Annotated in this window: 15 protein-coding genes; 1 reads left to right on the top strand and 14 read right to left on the bottom strand. The window is 39.0% G+C overall.

What is annotated here, in order from left to right; all coding sequences use genetic code 11:
- The first annotated feature begins 75 nt into the window (after positions 1 to 75).
- Positions 76 to 1,554: a helix-turn-helix domain-containing protein gene (locus LI954_RS05780; protein ID WP_229443937.1), complete on the top strand. Its 1,479-nt coding sequence runs from the start codon at positions 76 to 78 to the stop codon at positions 1,552 to 1,554.
- A 258-nt stretch (positions 1,555 to 1,812) separates the two neighbouring features.
- Here LI954_RS05780 and lepB read toward each other — a convergent pair whose 3' ends face one another.
- The 14 genes from lepB to dagF all read right to left on the bottom strand — a co-directional run bounded on the left by lepB (position 1,813) and on the right by dagF (position 16,079).
- Entirely contained in the window at positions 1,813 to 2,691 is an 879-nt protein-coding gene (lepB, locus tag LI954_RS05775; protein WP_229443936.1) for a signal peptidase I, read from the bottom strand.
- A 121-nt stretch (positions 2,692 to 2,812) separates the two neighbouring features.
- The gene (locus LI954_RS05770; RefSeq protein WP_229441868.1) at positions 2,813 to 3,226 is read right to left on the bottom strand and encodes a LysM peptidoglycan-binding domain-containing protein; all 414 of its coding nucleotides are present in this window, start codon (positions 3,224 to 3,226) and stop codon (positions 2,813 to 2,815) included.
- Between the two features lie 22 nt (positions 3,227 to 3,248).
- Positions 3,249 to 4,595, bottom strand: a complete 1,347-nt coding sequence (locus LI954_RS05765) for a hypothetical protein (protein WP_202064073.1) — start codon at positions 4,593 to 4,595, stop codon at positions 3,249 to 3,251.
- 26 nt (positions 4,596 to 4,621) lie between these two features.
- Positions 4,622 to 5,326: a hypothetical protein gene (locus tag LI954_RS05760; RefSeq protein ID WP_229443935.1), complete on the bottom strand. Its 705-nt coding sequence runs from the start codon at positions 5,324 to 5,326 to the stop codon at positions 4,622 to 4,624.
- Positions 5,327 to 5,581: 255 nt separating this feature from the next.
- Positions 5,582 to 5,962 carry a type II toxin-antitoxin system PemK/MazF family toxin gene (locus tag LI954_RS05755; RefSeq protein ID WP_202064072.1) on the bottom strand — a complete coding sequence of 127 codons (381 nt, stop codon included), beginning with the start codon at positions 5,960 to 5,962 and terminating at the stop codon, positions 5,582 to 5,584.
- A gap of 10 nt (positions 5,963 to 5,972) precedes the next feature.
- On the bottom strand, positions 5,973 to 7,091 hold the full coding sequence (alr, locus tag LI954_RS05750) for an alanine racemase (protein WP_229444003.1): 1,119 nt from the start codon (positions 7,089 to 7,091) through the stop codon (positions 5,973 to 5,975).
- A 35-nt stretch (positions 7,092 to 7,126) separates the two neighbouring features.
- Positions 7,127 to 7,477 carry a holo-ACP synthase gene (acpS, locus tag LI954_RS05745; RefSeq protein ID WP_202064071.1) on the bottom strand — a complete coding sequence of 117 codons (351 nt, stop codon included), beginning with the start codon at positions 7,475 to 7,477 and terminating at the stop codon, positions 7,127 to 7,129.
- Between the two features lie 167 nt (positions 7,478 to 7,644).
- Positions 7,645 to 9,189, bottom strand: a complete 1,545-nt coding sequence (cshA, locus tag LI954_RS05740) for a degradosome RNA helicase CshA (RefSeq protein WP_229443934.1) — start codon at positions 9,187 to 9,189, stop codon at positions 7,645 to 7,647.
- 362 nt (positions 9,190 to 9,551) lie between these two features.
- A complete protein-coding gene (locus LI954_RS05735) occupies positions 9,552 to 10,928 on the bottom strand; it encodes a UDP-N-acetylmuramoyl-tripeptide--D-alanyl-D-alanine ligase (protein ID WP_202064069.1) in 1,377 nt (458 codons plus the stop codon).
- Positions 10,929 to 11,453: 525 nt separating this feature from the next.
- Complete coding sequence (locus LI954_RS05730; protein ID WP_202064068.1) at positions 11,454 to 12,530, bottom strand: D-alanine--D-alanine ligase; 1,077 nt, start codon at positions 12,528 to 12,530, stop codon at positions 11,454 to 11,456.
- 148 nt (positions 12,531 to 12,678) lie between these two features.
- Positions 12,679 to 13,131: a YaiI/YqxD family protein gene (locus tag LI954_RS05725; RefSeq protein WP_229443933.1), complete on the bottom strand. Its 453-nt coding sequence runs from the start codon at positions 13,129 to 13,131 to the stop codon at positions 12,679 to 12,681.
- A gap of 33 nt (positions 13,132 to 13,164) precedes the next feature.
- Positions 13,165 to 14,172, bottom strand: coding sequence for a hypothetical protein (locus LI954_RS05720; protein ID WP_202064065.1), 1,008 nt, complete (start codon positions 14,170 to 14,172; stop codon positions 13,165 to 13,167).
- 111 nt (positions 14,173 to 14,283) lie between these two features.
- Positions 14,284 to 15,294, bottom strand: a complete 1,011-nt coding sequence (locus LI954_RS05715) for a sugar kinase (RefSeq protein ID WP_229443932.1) — start codon at positions 15,292 to 15,294, stop codon at positions 14,284 to 14,286.
- A 44-nt stretch (positions 15,295 to 15,338) separates the two neighbouring features.
- Complete coding sequence (gene dagF / locus LI954_RS05710) at positions 15,339 to 16,079, bottom strand: 2-dehydro-3-deoxy-phosphogluconate aldolase (RefSeq protein ID WP_202064063.1); 741 nt, start codon at positions 16,077 to 16,079, stop codon at positions 15,339 to 15,341.
- Between the last annotated feature and the right edge of the window lie 4 nt (positions 16,080 to 16,083).

Below are 16,083 nucleotides of genomic sequence, written 5' to 3'. Positions count from 1 at the left end.
ACAATAACATACTTTTCTCAGATTAATATTGCCATTTTATCATGAATAAAGTATGCTTAAAGTGAGGTGTCGATTATGCTAAAACGAGATTTTTTAGAAAAACCATATGATTATATGAATGATATTCTTTTATTTCTGTACAATAATCAAGGAAAATCAACAAAGAGTAAGCTGATTGAAGAGTTTCAAATCAGTTTACCTACATTGAATGAATATCTTTCTTTTTTACAAAGTTTTCTTGAAGAAAACGGAATTAGTGACCAAGTGAGAATAACCACTAGCGGAGATCACCTTTCTTTAACCAAAGAACTTAATTTCCCGCTAAAAAAAGTTGTTCTTCTTTTTCTTGATAAATCGATAAAATTTCAAATGGTCAATCAACTGTTTCAAAAAAACGAGGTAAGTTGCGATTATTTTCAATTATCCTATGCAATCAGCTCTGCAACGTATTATCGAAAAGTCACAGAATTGAATGAGCTTCTGAAAGAATTTCATTTACAAATAAAAAGAGGAAAAATAGTAGGAGAAGAAAAGCAAATCAGATATTTCTTTTTTAATTTTTTCTGGTATCTTTTTGAAGATAAAACTGAACTGGAAAAAGAAACGTCCAATCAATATCTTGGTTTTATTGAAACGTTAAAAGAATCTCTGAATGTGACCTTTGATCCCACTGAAATATTCCAAATTAAATTATGGATGAAGATTTCACTGCGCCGAATGACTGTCGAATTAAATCCGGTTATCAGCCCAAATTATGATCATCCAGACCGTCCGCTGTTTGAAGAGATAAATCTGGCTTTCCATACATACATGAAAAAAATCGATCGTCCATACACTATCTACGAAGCCTATATGTTTTATGATTTCTTCTGCTCCATGAACAATTTTTCTGCGAATTCTTCTTTTGCCTTTCGACTGGCAGAAGCACAGAGAAAAGAGAGTTCTTATTTAAACTATATGAATAAGGTCATTTTAAAATACTTGAAGCAGCAGGGTTATCTAACTACGCACGCCTCAGATGACCGCTTGTCCTATATTGAAAATTTACTGTTTCAACTGCATTCAAGACTTTACTATTTCGACGGTTTCATCCTACCTTTCGACTATTGGACAATCACTTCCATAATCAATGCACACAGGCATCCTTTCACAGGAAATGAGGTGGATGAAACTATGAGAATTGCTTCTGAAAAATTTGATTCGAGCGAAGAGAAAAATCGTTTCATCAATCGCTTTACTCAAATACATTACACAATTATTTTAAATCATATAGCAGAGCTCAATGAAGAAAAAATTACCATTGGTGTGTATCATTCTCTGAATCCTTCCATAGGTGAACTGGTCATGCAGCATTTAACAAATGTGCTTGGACATAAGTTTCCTATCAAAGCTGAATTATATCAGGAAGATTCTTATTATGATATATTACTGTCTAATATTTATAACGAAGCAATTGCAGAAAATCAAAAAACAACGTATGTCTTCTCTGATGTAGGAAACAATTATGATATGAATGAGGTCAAAAAAATTATTCTCAATTTACTTGATAAATAAGTAAGAAATCCTTACTTCTGTAGCTCCATTATAGCAAAGAAACGTGCTAAAATTTCTCTATTTTATATAAAAAACCAGAATTTACTGAGAATTCTAACAAAATGATCGTTATTGCTGATTGAATGAATCAGATTTTAAAAGAGGCATTGTCGTTTATTCCTGCTGATAATCGACAATGCCTCTTTTGATTTTATTCTGTTCCCTAATATTTCGATTCAAGCTCTCAATCAGCCAAGTACAGAAAATATGCTGTTCCTTCTATCTAACCCAGCCAATTGAGCTGAGCGGTTTATAGCGGAACGTAACCACACCTTCTATTGAAAACTTGCTGACTAACCCAAACTCTCTGCTATCACTTGAGTTATTTCTGTTATCGCCCAGTACAAAGTAGAATTCATCTGGAATTTTATCAAATTTAGACAACTGTACCACCGTTTCCGGAGAAATGGATACTTTTATAGTACCATCTGGAAGCTCGTTGGCAGCATTTAAAACAACCCCTTCAGGAACCCCTTCCGTCTGATTAATAAACAAGTCGGAGCCTTCAATCCAGATTGCATCTCCCGGCATCCCAATTACGCGTTTTACGTATTGAAAATTACTGTCAACCGGCGGATCAAATGTAATAATCTCATAGCGGTTTGGCGTTTTCGTTCGTTTCGCAATCACCTTGTCTCCACTCTGTAAAGTCGGATTCATTGAATCACCATCAACTATATGCGGAGAAGTATTAAAAATAAAAATAAAAACAATGGTTGCCATGATAATGACCGGAACAACAAACTTAATGATTTCAATAATCTGTTCCTTCTGTTTTTTCTTTTTCCTAAACTCAATTTCTTGTTTTGTAAGCTTTCTTTTTCGTTTCCTTTTGGGAGGCGTTTTGCGCTCAATATCTGTCGGTCTTCTCTTCTTACTATTTTTTGAAACAACGGGTTGTTGTTCTTTTAACTCTTTCTGCTCAACCGCTGGTTTTCTCTTTTTCAATGCTGCAGTTTCTCTCTGAACAGTTGGTCTCTCTTTAATTGTTTCTATATTCTGATTTTTTTTGATCAGCGGGCGTTTCAATTTGGGCATATTCTCAGTTGATTCTTCCTTGCCCCTCATCTTTTTTAGGTTTTCTATAAACTCGTCCATGTAGCACCTCAATTTACACTCTTATCTTAATAAGAATAACAAAACGCAGCGCAATTTACCATAAGAAAAGCTGAAAAAGAGTTTTCGGATTTTACCAAACCGAAAACTCTTTTTATTCTTATTATTTTGACAGTACTAATTCCTGGCCTTCAATAATTACAGCACTACTCAGCTGATTGGTAATCATCAAATCCTGTACAGATACTCCAGTAGTCTGGCTGATCTCCCAAAGTGTTTCACCTGACTGAACCGTATAAATATTTGCCGGATCCACTGGTATATTTTCTACTTCTGGTTCAGGCTCTACAACTACCGGTATCTGTTCAACAGGTGCACTGCTTTCATTTGAAGTTTCATCAGTTGATGTCACAGAAGTCATTGTAACTTCTCCTTTGGGCTCTTCTGTAGAAGATGCCGCTGTTTCATCAGGTGTTGAGCCCTCAATAAGAGTTGAATTCATTAAATAGGCAGAAACTCCAATGATTCCAGCTGAAAGGAGTGACAGCAACATCATTCTATTTCTATTCTTCCCCATATCGAACTCTCCTTATCTTTTATTAGTTTCCTGTTTTATCCAAACGGGAAAGTTTGCTCAGGCGCTCTTCCAGTTCACGATAAACGCTCATAATTTCATTTTTGGATTCTTCTACTTCATTAGAAATATTTTTCGCACGATTTCCAATGTTCAGCATTTCCAATTCAGCTGAATTAATCATATGTTTTGCTTCAACTTGAGCTTCGCTAATAATTCTGTTTGCTTCTTTCTTCGCTGAAACCATTACTTCCCCGATTTCCTGTTGAGATTTCAGTGCATCTTCCTGTAATGACTGATTTTTCAGCAGTAAATCATTGATTTGTTGTTTCGCCTGCAGCAATTCAGCAAGCTGCTCACCTTTTGCTTCTCCAGCTGCTCCACCGCTTTGAAGAACATTCAATTCTGATTTAACAGATTCAAGTTCTTCTTCTTTTTGTTTATAACTTTCTCTCAAGGTTGCAACTTCTGCTTCAAAAACATTCTTTTGAATTGCATGTTTGTCGTTTAATGCCTGAATGCGTCCAAGAGTTACTTCTAATTCACTTTTCTCTTTAAGAACAGCTTCAAGTTCTTTCTTCAATTCTTCAATATGCCCGTTTGTTCCTACAGATGTGCTGTCAGCAGACAAAGAAATTGCTTTGTCATTTAAGCGACTGTTTTCTTCCTGTAATTGAGCAAGCTGCTGTTGAAGATCGGCAATTTTTTGTGTAAGCGCCTGTTTCTCGTCTTCACTTTTATGAAGTTTTTTATTTAATTCTTCTAATTCCATTTTTACCGTCTCCAATGCTTCTTGTTTTTCTGTTGTACTTCCACGGGATAATAAATCAGCATTCAGCTGCTTGATCTCCTGTTCTTTTTCAGTAATTCGTGTATCTAGTTCTTTATTTTTAACCAACAGTTCTGCTTCCAGACTGCTGATCTGCTGCTGCGCTTCTTCATTGTCGCGCTGAAGCTGCTGAACCTGATTTCTCAATGTTTGAACTTCTTCTGAAGCCCCTTGTGTCTGAGCATCTTTTAGCTCGCTGATCTCAGCTTCTTTCTGATTCAGAAGCATCTCCAGTTCATCATTTCTGTCAGTGAGTTTTTCAAGTTCCTTCTGATCATTTTCAACTTTGAATGTCAACTGTTTATTCTGTTGGGACAGACGGAAATTCTCGTCTCTTTCCTGCTCAAATTCCGCTTCCTGTAAGCGATACTCTTCCAACAATTCTCTTAAATGTTTAATTTCCTGATCTTGCTTTTCCAACTGTTCATTGGAAGCTGCGGAATATCTGCTCTCTGTACCTTCATTTTCTGTTTCAAACGTTTCCTGTGCCAATTCTTCATCAGACACTTCGTTAATTTTTTTAATTAACCGTCTTTTTGCCATGTATTACACCTCATCTAAATATTTCGTTATTTACTAAGCTCTATCCTTTTTAGTCCCTGATCCTCTGAGTCATCTTGAGCATACACGATTGATTGTTTCGTTAATGTATTTGTTTCGTCACGATATGTAAAATTAAAATCTATCATCTTTATTTCAGGTACTGCTCCCAGTTCCTCCACAAACTTCTCCACATTTTTCTTAACAGTCTGGAAATCTGTATTCGCCAGCGAAGAGGAGAAAACTGAGATAGTAAGTGTTTTAGTTGTCTGACTTCTAACGATCGTTACACTTACCTCACCCAAAAAGGGTTTCCAGTCTCTTGACAGTTGCAGCTCATAATTTGTCAGAGCTGCAGCATCACGACTTTCTACAACTGTTCCCCAAGGAAATTCAGCCAGCTTCAAGCTGCCTGCCTTATAATCTTCCACCAGACCGCCTGCACTGCCTGTCTCCTTTTCCAATACTGCCACATCTGATTTTAGGGATTCATTGTCCTGCTGTAAAAGATACTGCTGATACAATATTCCCAGTAAAACAAATGAAATGAAAATCATTGCAATAACAAGAGAAACAACCAGACGACTGTTTTCCTGTTGTCTGTACACATTAATTTTTTTCTGCATTTTTGAATTTTCTGAATTCAGCTGATTTAAGTTCACTCTCTTGTACAACTCATAACTGAAGAAAGCCAACATAGCGATTACCAAAATTCCTATAACAATTATGACCAAATAAAAAACCCCTTTATACCGTAATAAAAACACTGATGAATAATTTCTTGAAGTTATCTATTTTCTACCCAATTATACATAATCCATTGTAACATTACCTTTTGCTCTTGCCAACTTTTTTTTGTGCTCCTGTAAAACTGTTTTAGAGAGCTGTAATTATGTGTTATTGCAGCAATTTATCAAAAAGAAAAAACATGTGTTTTGTTTGGCTTTTTAACTATGTATCACAATAAATTGGTATGTCATTCATATTTGTTATATTTGGTATGTTCCTACCGATTCTTCCGGTTCTGATTCAATGATGCCTACACTAATTCCCAAAGCTCTGTCTACAGCAGACATTAATTGCGAATTCAAGTGGCAGACTTTTTCCTTCAGTCTTGCCTTATCGATTGTTCTAATCTGTTCCAGTAAAATTACTGAGTCTCTTTCAATGCCGGTCTCTTCTGAATTGATTCCTATGTGTGTAGGTAATTTGGGCTTAGCCATTTTCGCTGTTACAGCTGCCACAATAATGGTTGGGCTAAAATGATTTCCCAGATTATTCTGAATAACCAAGACGGGACGTATACCGCCTTGTTCAGAACCAACAACAGGAGAGAGGTCAGCAAAATAAATATCCCCACGTTTGACCATGTTGTCCTCCCTATTTATATTCCCTTGGTATGCGTTGAGAAAATGTACAGGCTACTTCATAATGAATTGTCGAAAGATGTTCGGCAACCATCTGCAACGTAACCGTTTCCCCGCTATTTTCACCTACCAATGTTACTTTTGTGCCCTCCGGTACCCATTCTTTCAGAAGCAGCATACACTGATCCATGCACACTCTTCCTACGATTTCACACTTTTTCCCATTCACTAAAACACTAAACCCCTGCATATGTCTCAGCCAGCCATCCGCATAACCAATTGGAATCGTTCCGATCCATTCATTTTCCGCAGCTGTATATGTTTTGCCATATCCTATCCCTGTACCAGCTTCAACTTCCTTGACTTGAATCAACGATGTTTCCAAACTTAGTGCCGGTTTTAAAAAATAGGTATCTTCCAGTTTGCCCCCTGATGGATTCAAACCATACATGGCGATCCCAAAGCGGATCATGTTTCCTGGGCTTTCCGGATGCCACAATGCAGCTGCACTGTTTTCGCTGTGAATATATCGCGGCTGTTCAGGCAGCTTCTCTATAAGCTCCCGAAATTTTGTTTCCTGCTCCTTAAAATAGGATACATCTGCTTCATCTGCAGTGGAAAAATGAGTAAAAATGCCCTCCCACTCCATTAAAGGATTCTCTCTGACTATTTCAACAGCCTCCAGAGTTTCTTCAAGAGAAGTGAAGCCTATTCTGCCCATCCCTGTATCCGATTTTATATGTATCTTCAAGGAAACTCCTGCATTAAGCTTATTAAGTTGCGCTGCAGCTTCTACCAACCATTTTTTTGTAGCAGCTGTTACGGATAAATCATATTTTAACAATAAATCTATGTACATTGGATCTACAGTTCCCAAAATCAAAATAGGTTCTGTCAATCCGGCTTCCCGGAGCTCCAGTCCTTCATCCAGCAACGCAACACAAAAGCCGGAAGCACCACCTTTTTTTGCACTGTATGCAGTCTCTACAGCTCCATGCCCGTATCCATCAGCCTTAACAACAGCAAAAAGCTCTCTCCCTTTAGGAAGTCTTGCCACTTCGTTTGCTACATTTTCTATAATTGACTGTGTATCAATCAGTAATCTGGTGGGGCGATGATGCCCAGTAACCATTGCGTCTCCTCCTTTTAAATCAATTGTTCCCATTGTCATTCTTCCAGAATGATTTGTGCAATTGCCAGTGAGTCCGTATGGGAAATGGATACAAAAACTTTTCCCATGTGAGGCGATTTTGTCACCTCCGGAGCCCCGCTGCTGTTGCTCAGTATTTCTATTTCCTGAAAACCAACGCCGCTGATTCCAGTCCCCCAAGCTTTTGAAAAAGCTTCCTTACAGCAAAAGCGGCCACCCAAAAATTCTATCTGACGATTTTGTGAAAGTTGTTGAAACATCAAACGTTCATTTTCAGTCAGGACTCGTTTGATAAATGAAGATTGCTTTTGAATAATCCGCTCAATCCTGGAAAGCTCAACAATATCAATTCCTATCCCCTTTATCATAATCTGCCTCGCATTTCAAATCAATAAATTATATTTATTCTATCAAATTTCAGTCATTTTTCCTACTAGTAAGAACAAAGAAAAAGATCTGTCTTAATAAAAAAATATCAGGCTGTGAACAACACCTTAAATGGTCGTTGTCTGCAGCCTGATATGTATCTTTACATTTAGTTATTTCCTTTTTCGCGAATCACAAAGCCTCTGCTCTTGTCATTACTGCGCTTGGAAGAATAATTTTTCTTTCCTTTGTTATAACTTCCGTTACCGCTGCTGCTGCCGCCGCTGTTTTTATTATTCTTTCCGCGATATTGAGAAGAACGTCCATCTTTACGCTGACGATTACCTCCGCTGCTGTGTCGTTTATTTTTATTAAAGCCGCCGCTTTTCGGTGAAGGAAGCGGACGCTCAGGTGTTATTTTCACCGGCACAGCATCTTCCGGATCTTTAGAGATTGTTTTAAGCAGCAACGCTGCCAAATCCTGCGCAGAATATTTTTCCAGCAGTACTTCAGCAGAAGCCAGATACTTGTCCAGCCCATTTTGCTCTAACTTTTCTCCTACAGATTCCATTGCAAGTCCTAATTTACCATGAAACGCTTCTTTTTCTGTGGGCGGTCTCAATGGAGACATTCTCTTTTTCGTCAAAGATTCAATGACATGCAGATAGCCCATTTCATTTGGTGTAACAAATGTTACTGACATCCCGCCTTTACCCGCACGACCGGTTCTGCCGATACGGTGTACGTAGCTCTCAGGGTCCTGAGGAATATCGTAGTTGTAAACGTGAGTAACCCCGGAAATATCTAATCCGCGGGCTGCCACATCAGTAGCCACCAGAATATCCAAGTTGCCGTTTTTAAATGAACGTAAAACACTCATTCTTTTTTGCTGAGACAAATCCCCATGGATTCCTTCTGCTTTGTAGCCTCGTGCTTCCAAGCCTCGTGCAAGCTCATCCACTCTTCGTTTTGTCCGCCCGAAAACAATTGTAAGATCTGGAGACTGAACATCCAGCAGTCTTGTCATTACATCAAATTTCTCATAATCTTTTGATCGCACATAAAATTGATCAATCAGATCAGCAGTCATTTCTTTTGCTTTAATTTTCACATGTTCCGGATCTCTCATGAACTTCACGCCGATGTTCTTGATAGCCGGCGGCATTGTTGCTGAAAACAGCAAGGTCTGACGTTCACTTGGAACCTGCGAAATAATTTTTTCTATATCTTCCAAAAATCCCATATTGAGCATTTCATCTGCTTCATCCAGTACCAGTAATTCAACTGTACCTAATTTCAGTGTTCGACGATTGATATGATCAATAAGTCTTCCGGGGGTTCCTACCACAATATGCGGATTGTCTTTCAACCCTTTGATCTGACGACCAATATCTGCTCCTCCGTAAACAGCTTGAACACGAATCTTTTTATCCCGTCCAAGACGGAACAATTCTTCCTGAGTCTGGATAGCCAGTTCTCTTGTAGGTGCAACAACCAGTCCCTGCAGTATGCGTTTGCCTGCATCAATTTTTTCAAGCATTGGCAGACCAAAAGCCGCCGTTTTCCCTGTACCTGTTTGTGCCTGACCAATAACGTCTTTTCCTTGTAATCCCAAAGGAATTGTTTCTGCCTGGATCGGTGTTGCTTCTTCAAAGCCTGAACGCTCAATAGCAGATAATAGTGTAGATGATAAACCAAGTTCGTTAAATTTCAATGTGATCCTCCTAATTTCTTATTCTTTGAGGGCATTCCCTCTGTTACTAAACATTTCAATGAGTCAATAAACTCGGTCGCACAGTTTGCTCTGTTGAACAGGTACCGACCATTCACTGCTGAGGCATCCGCTCTGTTTATTCTGAAATAAACTATATGTTTTCATCAAACCATCTTATTAACTCTATCGAAAAATCCAATCGTATGAAGATTGACAACAGAAAAGCCAAACGGAAACGTTCAGCTCTTCAAGTTTTATATAGATAATACGGACAGTCTTTGTCTGTCACCTATTCCAATTCAAATCTTCTGACAACAGTTTATTTTAGCACAATTATTACTTTTCAGCAAGTTTTATGAAAACTAGTTTTCATTTAACAAAGCTGTCACCACTTCCGATAACCCCATCCCGTTACTTCCTTTTAATACAACCATATCCAGTGGAGTCAGAATAGATTTTAGCGATCGAATCATACTGTCCTTTTCATTTTTTGGATAGTAATGAATTTTTTTCCCGTATCTCGGTTCCAACGCTCTATACAGATCATACATTTCACTACCGTATAAAAAGACTTCTGCAATTTCTTCCGGATTTAAATACTCGCCGACAGAGCGATGCATTTCTTTTGATTCAGGTCCCAGCTCCAGCATATCCCCCAATACTGCTACACGCTTGCCGCCACTGTTGATCGGCATTTGTCTAAAATTATCAACGACCAGTTTCATCGCAGTTGGATTGGCATTGTAAACATCACTTAAGATTTCAAGTCCGTTCACACTTTTTAGCCATTCTGTTCGATTCTTCGTTAAATTAAAACTTTTTAGACCTGCTTGTATTTCTGAATAGGAAAGCCCAAACCAGCGCCCAATTCCAATAGCAATTAACGCATTGGTCACATTGTAATTACCCGGAAGCGGAATACTGAAAACCTCCTCAGAACCTGAAACTTTAAATATTGTCTGTTCTTTTCCTGTTTCTATTGTTTCCCCCTGATAGAAAGCATCGGCGGACCAGCCAAATTTTTCCACAGTCTGAGTCAGATTAGCAGTTAAATCCTCCAGCAGCGGTTCCTCATTAGGAACCATCAAAAGTCCATCAGTTTTCAAGCCTTCTACAATTTCCATTTTGGCTGCTGCAATTCCCTCCCTTGAACCTAAATGTTCAATGTGAGCCTCTCCAATCATCGTAATCGCTGCAACATCCGGTTGCGCCAATTTGGACAGAAAACGAACTTCTCCGGCATGATCCATACCCATTTCCAGAATAAGTTTCTCAGTATCATCAGGCATATGGAGAATTGTATAGGGCAGTCCAATCTCATTATTGTAGTTTCCTTGTGTTTTGTAAGTCTGAAATTTCTGAGACAAAACTGCCTCTGTCATGTCTTTTGTTGTCGTCTTCCCATTGCTGCCGGTAATGCCGATAACTGAAGGCGCAAGCTTCTTTAAATAATATATTGCCAACTGCTGCATTGCTTCCAGTGTATCCGAAACTTCGATAATTCCAAGACCCTCAGGTGCTTTTTCATTACTGCTCCAAAATGCAGCAACAGCTCCATTGGCAACTGCCTGATCTGCAAATAAATGTCCATCATTAGTTCCTGAAAGCGGCACGAAAAGATTCCCTTCCTTAATCAGACGACTGTCAAACTCAATACCTGTTATCGGAAGATCTTCCCATTGCTGCCAGTTATTTTCCCCATGCGTTGCTTCAGCTATTTCCCAAAAACTAAGTTTCATCGGTCATTCTCCTTTTCTTTTATAAGAGAGTCTGAAAATCTAAGCTTCATACTCCGGCACAGCATATGAATCATTCTAAAAATCAGCATTTGCAAATTGTTTTTTCAAAAAAATAATACAAGGAGCCGCTTCAGCTCCTTGTACAGCCTTACTTTATAGATGCCAAACAGTTGCTGAAAGAGATCTGAACAGAAGGATTCAGCTTCAAGCACCGTGTAGCGATCATGCATCATCTACTCTGACAAGTCAATCGTAGTGATTTATGACAAATAAGAAGGGATTCATGAAAATGACAAGAAAGCTCATAGGCACTAAATGCTCTTCGAGGCCTCGCAAAAGTACCTGTGTATGACCTAAGCTGTGATATGTGTCCTACGAGGAAACATCTATTTTATATAAAATAGTGATTCTCAACAATTTTGACCTGTTATCAAAGAATCTGCTTCTGTTCCGCCATCTATTCGGATTTTTTTGAATGTCATTTGAATGTTATAAGTTTGGAGCTTCGTTATGGACCATACTCAATCAGTTTCCGTACAAGCTTTGATGCTGCTTATAACGATTCAAGGCCAGTTGAATCAGCTCTTCTATCAGATCACTGTATTTTAGTCCCATATTTTCCCATAGTAAAGGGTACATACTGAACTGCGTAAAGCCCGGCATCGTGTTCAGCTCATTAAGGAATAATTCATTTTTACTTGTTAAAAAGAAGTCACATCGGCTCAAACCGCTGCCGTCTAAAATTTGATAGGCCTTTTTCGCATACTTTTGTGCTTCCTGATGAACCTCATCCGGAATCTCTGCCGGAATCTGCATAGTTATTTTATTATCAATATATTTAGAATTATAATCGTAAAAATCAACGTCTTTTACGATTTCTCCTGCCATGGTTGTCCGTACATCTTCATTTCCTAAAATAGCCACTTCGATTTCTCTTGCCTCAATTCCCTGTTCAACAATAGCCCGAGAATCATACTTATACGCCTCTTTCAACGCATTTTGAAGTTCTACTCGGTTCTCCGCTTTAGAAATTCCCACGCTGGAACCCATATTTGCCGGTTTAATGAACATTGGATAAATCAGTGATCCTTCGCATTGTTCAAAAATATGTTTTGGATTCTCTTTCCATTGATTAGCCAGAACAGGCACAAATGGTACTTGAGGAATTCCTGCTGTCTGAAGAAGATATTTAGTCATAATTTTATCCATGGCAGTGGCGCTGGCTAAAACACCGGCACCGACATAAGGAATATCCATTGTTTCCAAAAATCCCTGAATCGTTCCATCCTCGCCGTTCGGTCCATGAAGTACCGGAAAGACAATACTGTCCTCTTCTTTAATATCACAGGGCATAATCACTTCTCCGGTAAAATTATCCTCTTCTGAGACACCTCCATGTGGGTTCCAAGACAGATGCAAGACTGCTTCGTCTTCAGGAGCTTCTGTTAAAAGCGGACCTTTTACCCATTGACCTTCCTTACTGATATAGACCAGCTGAACTTGATAATAATTATAATAAACTGCATTTAAAACAGAAAAAGCGGATAAAATAGATACATCGTGCTCTTCACTTTTTCCTCCGTATAACAATACAATCTTCAAATGCTTTTCCTCCTATTTTCCCATCTATTACTATGTATTCCATTAGCCAAATTCTTTTTCATTATTTTAGCATAAAAATGATTTTTGTAATAGAATCAATTCAAATTCATTACGCCAGCATTACAATTGCCGGCTAGATTGGTTTGGACTATTTGTCCAACTCTCTTCGAATAACTTCCCTCAGCTTTTCTCTAAATTTTTCCCGATCCTGTGCTGTAAAAGGCTTTGGTCCTTTTGTTCGACCTCCGCTTTTTCTAACTTTTGCACTAAAATACCGCTGTTCCAACAGCTGATCAATGGAATCAAGGGTATACTCCTTACCCAGCTGATGCAGAACCGCTGCACCTTTGGGAAGAGCCAGTGAGGCAAGTCCATAATCCTGAGTAACCAAAAGATCGCCTTTTTTAATGAGTTCAAGGATGCGATAATCTGCGGAATCAACACCTTTATCCACATATATAAATGAAACGCCTTTCGGATATTCCTTTTGAGAATAATGATCAATACTTGTTACAACCACTATTTCCAATTCTTTCGAAAGTCCGATAGAGATTGTATCTTCTTTTACCGGCGATCCATCTCCGTCAATGAATATCTTCATACTTCAGCCTCCTGTCTTCTTTCCTGCCTGAAACTATCTTACATACCAGGAAGGATGTCGTCTCAAGAAAATAGACACCTCTTCTGAAATCGCTTCTCTGACAATTTTATACAGCTCTGGATTTCGTATCTTCTGTCTGACTGTCCCTGCATATCTGGGCCGCTGCTTTATTTTAATAGAAAGTACAAAATCAAAACGTTCAGGAAAATTTTCAACCGTCATGATTTTCATCCGGCTGGTTTCTCCTAAAAACTGATTCATTCCGTCTACTGCTCCCTGAATAAATCCATCCAAATGTGTTCCCCCATCTGCAGGCAGGTGACTGTTGACAAAACTGTCTCTGATGCTTGCTGACGGATTCTTTGAAATAACTGCCTGAATCAAAACATCTTCTCTTGAGGTCCTTATAATTAAAGGTTTTCGGCCTCTAGTCAGACTGTTGTCTTTTTGAAAAATATATTCAACAAGCCCCTGCTGATAATGGAGTATATTTTTCTGATCTTTTCCATCTGTCAATGTAATCATTAAACCGCTGTGAAGCATTGCCAGCTGCTGACAACGATTAAATAGAATAAAGTAAGAAAATTGCTGTGTACCAAAATACGCCGGATTCGGTGTAAATGCCAATTCAAGTCGATATTCTTCTCCTTTGGAAGAAAGAGACGCCTCTTTTACTACTGCAGCCTGTTGATAAATACGAATCTCCCGCTTTTTTGGCGTCTGCATACTGATCCCCACCTGCTCAGAGAGTGCCAGCATGATTTGCAGGAACAGATACGGAGAAGAAGACTGTTCGTTTTTTTGTCCAAACAGCCACTTCCGCTTGCTGGAAAATGACAAAAGAATCTGTTCACCAGAAAGCTCGATCGCCAATTGCGACACTTCCGGTGCTCCTGCCATCCCCAATAAATAATCAAGGAGCTGAATCATCATGCTTTCCAAGCCGGAAAGACCAAGTGCACCAATATACATCCCCGGACGCTTGCGGATGTTGTCTATAACTTTTTCATTTTGCAAAGCAATCCAAAAATCTTCGGGCATCTTATTTCCTCCTGTATTACACTTTGAATCTATCTCTCTCATTATAATGAAAAAAGAACTGAAACGAAAGTAACTTATCAACTTTCGTTTCAGTCTATCAGTCTATCTTACTTATCGAATCAAATCAACTGCAGGATATTCCATCATATGTTCGACTTGCTTTCGGGTTGTCAGCGGAACATCCCCCTGAATAGTGTGGGCAAGCACTCCATTTGCAGTAGCGAATTCTACCGTCTTTGCCAACGGCCATTTTTCTGCGTAGCCAAGAAGCACTCCTGCGGCGTAGCCGTCACCTGCACCAATTCGATCCAGATTGATGATCTCTCTTGCTTCTGCCTGCTGATACTCGCCCTCTGAAAATAAAAATCCGGAAAGGTAAGACTTCTCATCTTTTCTAGTTCTAAAAGTTCCTGCAAATTGTTCAACAGCATATCGTTTCATAAATCTTCTGACTAGTTCCGGAAACTGTTCTGGAGACGGCAAATCCAAATCTACAGTCATTCCCAGCAAATCAGTCAGATCTCTCTGACTTCCGAACACAATATCACAATAAGGCAGCATTCGTTCATATTGTTCTCTCATAAATGCATTCTCATTATTTTGGTTCAAACTGGGGCGAAAGTTAAAATCAAAACAGATTTTTTTCCCCTGCGCATGTGCTTTTTCTGCTAGAGAAAAAGCTGCAGCTCTTGTTTGATCCGTTAAGCTCAAAGAAATGCCGCAAATGTGAACCAAATCCGTATCTTCCAGAAACTCCTCAAACGGATAAGCGAAATCATCACTGACACCAAAAGAACTGCTGTGTCGATTTTGATAGGTCACTTGTGTTGCACGCGGTCCAAAGCCCATTTCTGCAAAATAGGAACCGATATGATTGCCGCATTGACCAATCCATCTATCACTGATTCCCAACTGACGCATACTTGCTTTTGCCGCTTCACCCAAACGGTTATCCGGAAGATTAGTAATCAGACTCGTTTTACAGCCAAAATGGGCAAGGTTGCTTAAAATATTTACACCGCTTCCTGTAAAGTCCATTCTCAGTTCTTTTGTCTGCTCCAGCATTAAATATTCGGGCGGAGTCAAACGCATCATCACTTCTCCAAAAGCTGAAATTTTCATTGTCTTGTCCTGCCTGTCCATTTATTTAAAATTAGATTTTATGTTTATTTTAAAGTATTCTTCATCATTTGCAGCAGTAAACGTACATCTTCCGGTTTTGTATCCCCGGTTTCCTTATCAATAATTGAGCTGTAAACATGCGGAATAATTTTCTTAACACCAGCATCTACTGCAATTTGGACGATTTCTTCAAAGTTTTTCAAGTCGATTCCTCCGGTTGGTTCCAGATAGAAATCATATTTTGCACAGGCTTCTGCAACTGCTTTATATTCTTCTTTATGTGCCAGCCCTTTCATAGGAAAATACTTGATTGAGCTGCCGCCCATATCCTGCAAAAGTTTGATGGCTGTTTCAATCTGAACTTCTCCTGCAGGCGCCTGTGAGCTTAGGGGACCTGTTGCGATATTAACATAGCCTACTTTTCCTGTGGGTGAAACCAATCCATTAATCACGGTATCATTTTGTCCAAGCAGTGCCCGGGAAGTCCCAACTCCGGTAAATACCTGATTGACATGCTGAGGCTGTAAATCTTTGGAAATACGTGAAACCATCTGACTTTGATTCGGGTCTCCTGCGCCAAGTCCCACAGAAAGCGCGTTATTTGTTGCATCTGCGTATTTTTTCATATCCTCAATTGCAGCTTCATCTGTTGCATAGTTTTTAGACAGTACACCAAGAATAACGTGTCCCTCGGCTGCTTCATAACAGGCCTTTGCATTTTCTACTGAGTTTGCTAAAACATTTAAACATAAACGATCTTCTAAATAATTTGGTGTTAATGACATTTTG

Origin of the sequence: Enterococcus sp. CWB-B31 (genome assembly GCF_020567645.1) — a bacterium.
GTDB lineage: Bacteria > Bacillota > Bacilli > Lactobacillales > Enterococcaceae > Enterococcus_L.
The sequence above is the reverse complement of the archived record's forward strand: the minus strand, read 5'-3'. Positions and strand labels throughout refer to the sequence as shown.

Bases quoted from the DNA above. Each gene is read 5' to 3' on its own strand.
- LI954_RS05720 (WP_202064065.1), bottom strand. From the start codon at position 14,172: ATGCCCGAAGATTTTTGGATTGCTTTGCAAAATGAAAAAGTTATAGAC.
- LI954_RS05770 (WP_229441868.1), bottom strand. From the start codon at position 3,226: ATGGGGAAGAATAGAAATAGAATGATGTTGCTGTCACTCCTTTCAGCT.
- lepB (WP_229443936.1), bottom strand. From the start codon at position 2,691: ATGGACGAGTTTATAGAAAACCTAAAAAAGATGAGGGGCAAGGAAGAA.
- alr (WP_229444003.1), bottom strand. From the start codon at position 7,091: ATGGTTACTGGGCATCATCGCCCCACCAGATTACTGATTGATACACAG.
- LI954_RS05735 (WP_202064069.1), bottom strand. From the start codon at position 10,928: ATGAAACTTAGTTTTTGGGAAATAGCTGAAGCAACGCATGGGGAAAAT.
- LI954_RS05715 (WP_229443932.1), bottom strand. From the start codon at position 15,294: ATGAAAATTTCAGCTTTTGGAGAAGTGATGATGCGTTTGACTCCGCCC.
- dagF (WP_202064063.1), bottom strand. From the start codon at position 16,079: ATGTCATTAACACCAAATTATTTAGAAGATCGTTTATGTTTAAATGTT.
- LI954_RS05765 (WP_202064073.1), bottom strand. From the start codon at position 4,595: ATGGCAAAAAGACGGTTAATTAAAAAAATTAACGAAGTGTCTGATGAA.
- LI954_RS05725 (WP_229443933.1), bottom strand. From the start codon at position 13,131: ATGAAGATATTCATTGACGGAGATGGATCGCCGGTAAAAGAAGATACA.
- LI954_RS05780 (WP_229443937.1), top strand. From the start codon at position 76: ATGCTAAAACGAGATTTTTTAGAAAAACCATATGATTATATGAATGAT.
- acpS (WP_202064071.1), bottom strand. From the start codon at position 7,477: ATGATAAAGGGGATAGGAATTGATATTGTTGAGCTTTCCAGGATTGAG.
- LI954_RS05755 (WP_202064072.1), bottom strand. From the start codon at position 5,962: ATGGTCAAACGTGGGGATATTTATTTTGCTGACCTCTCTCCTGTTGTT.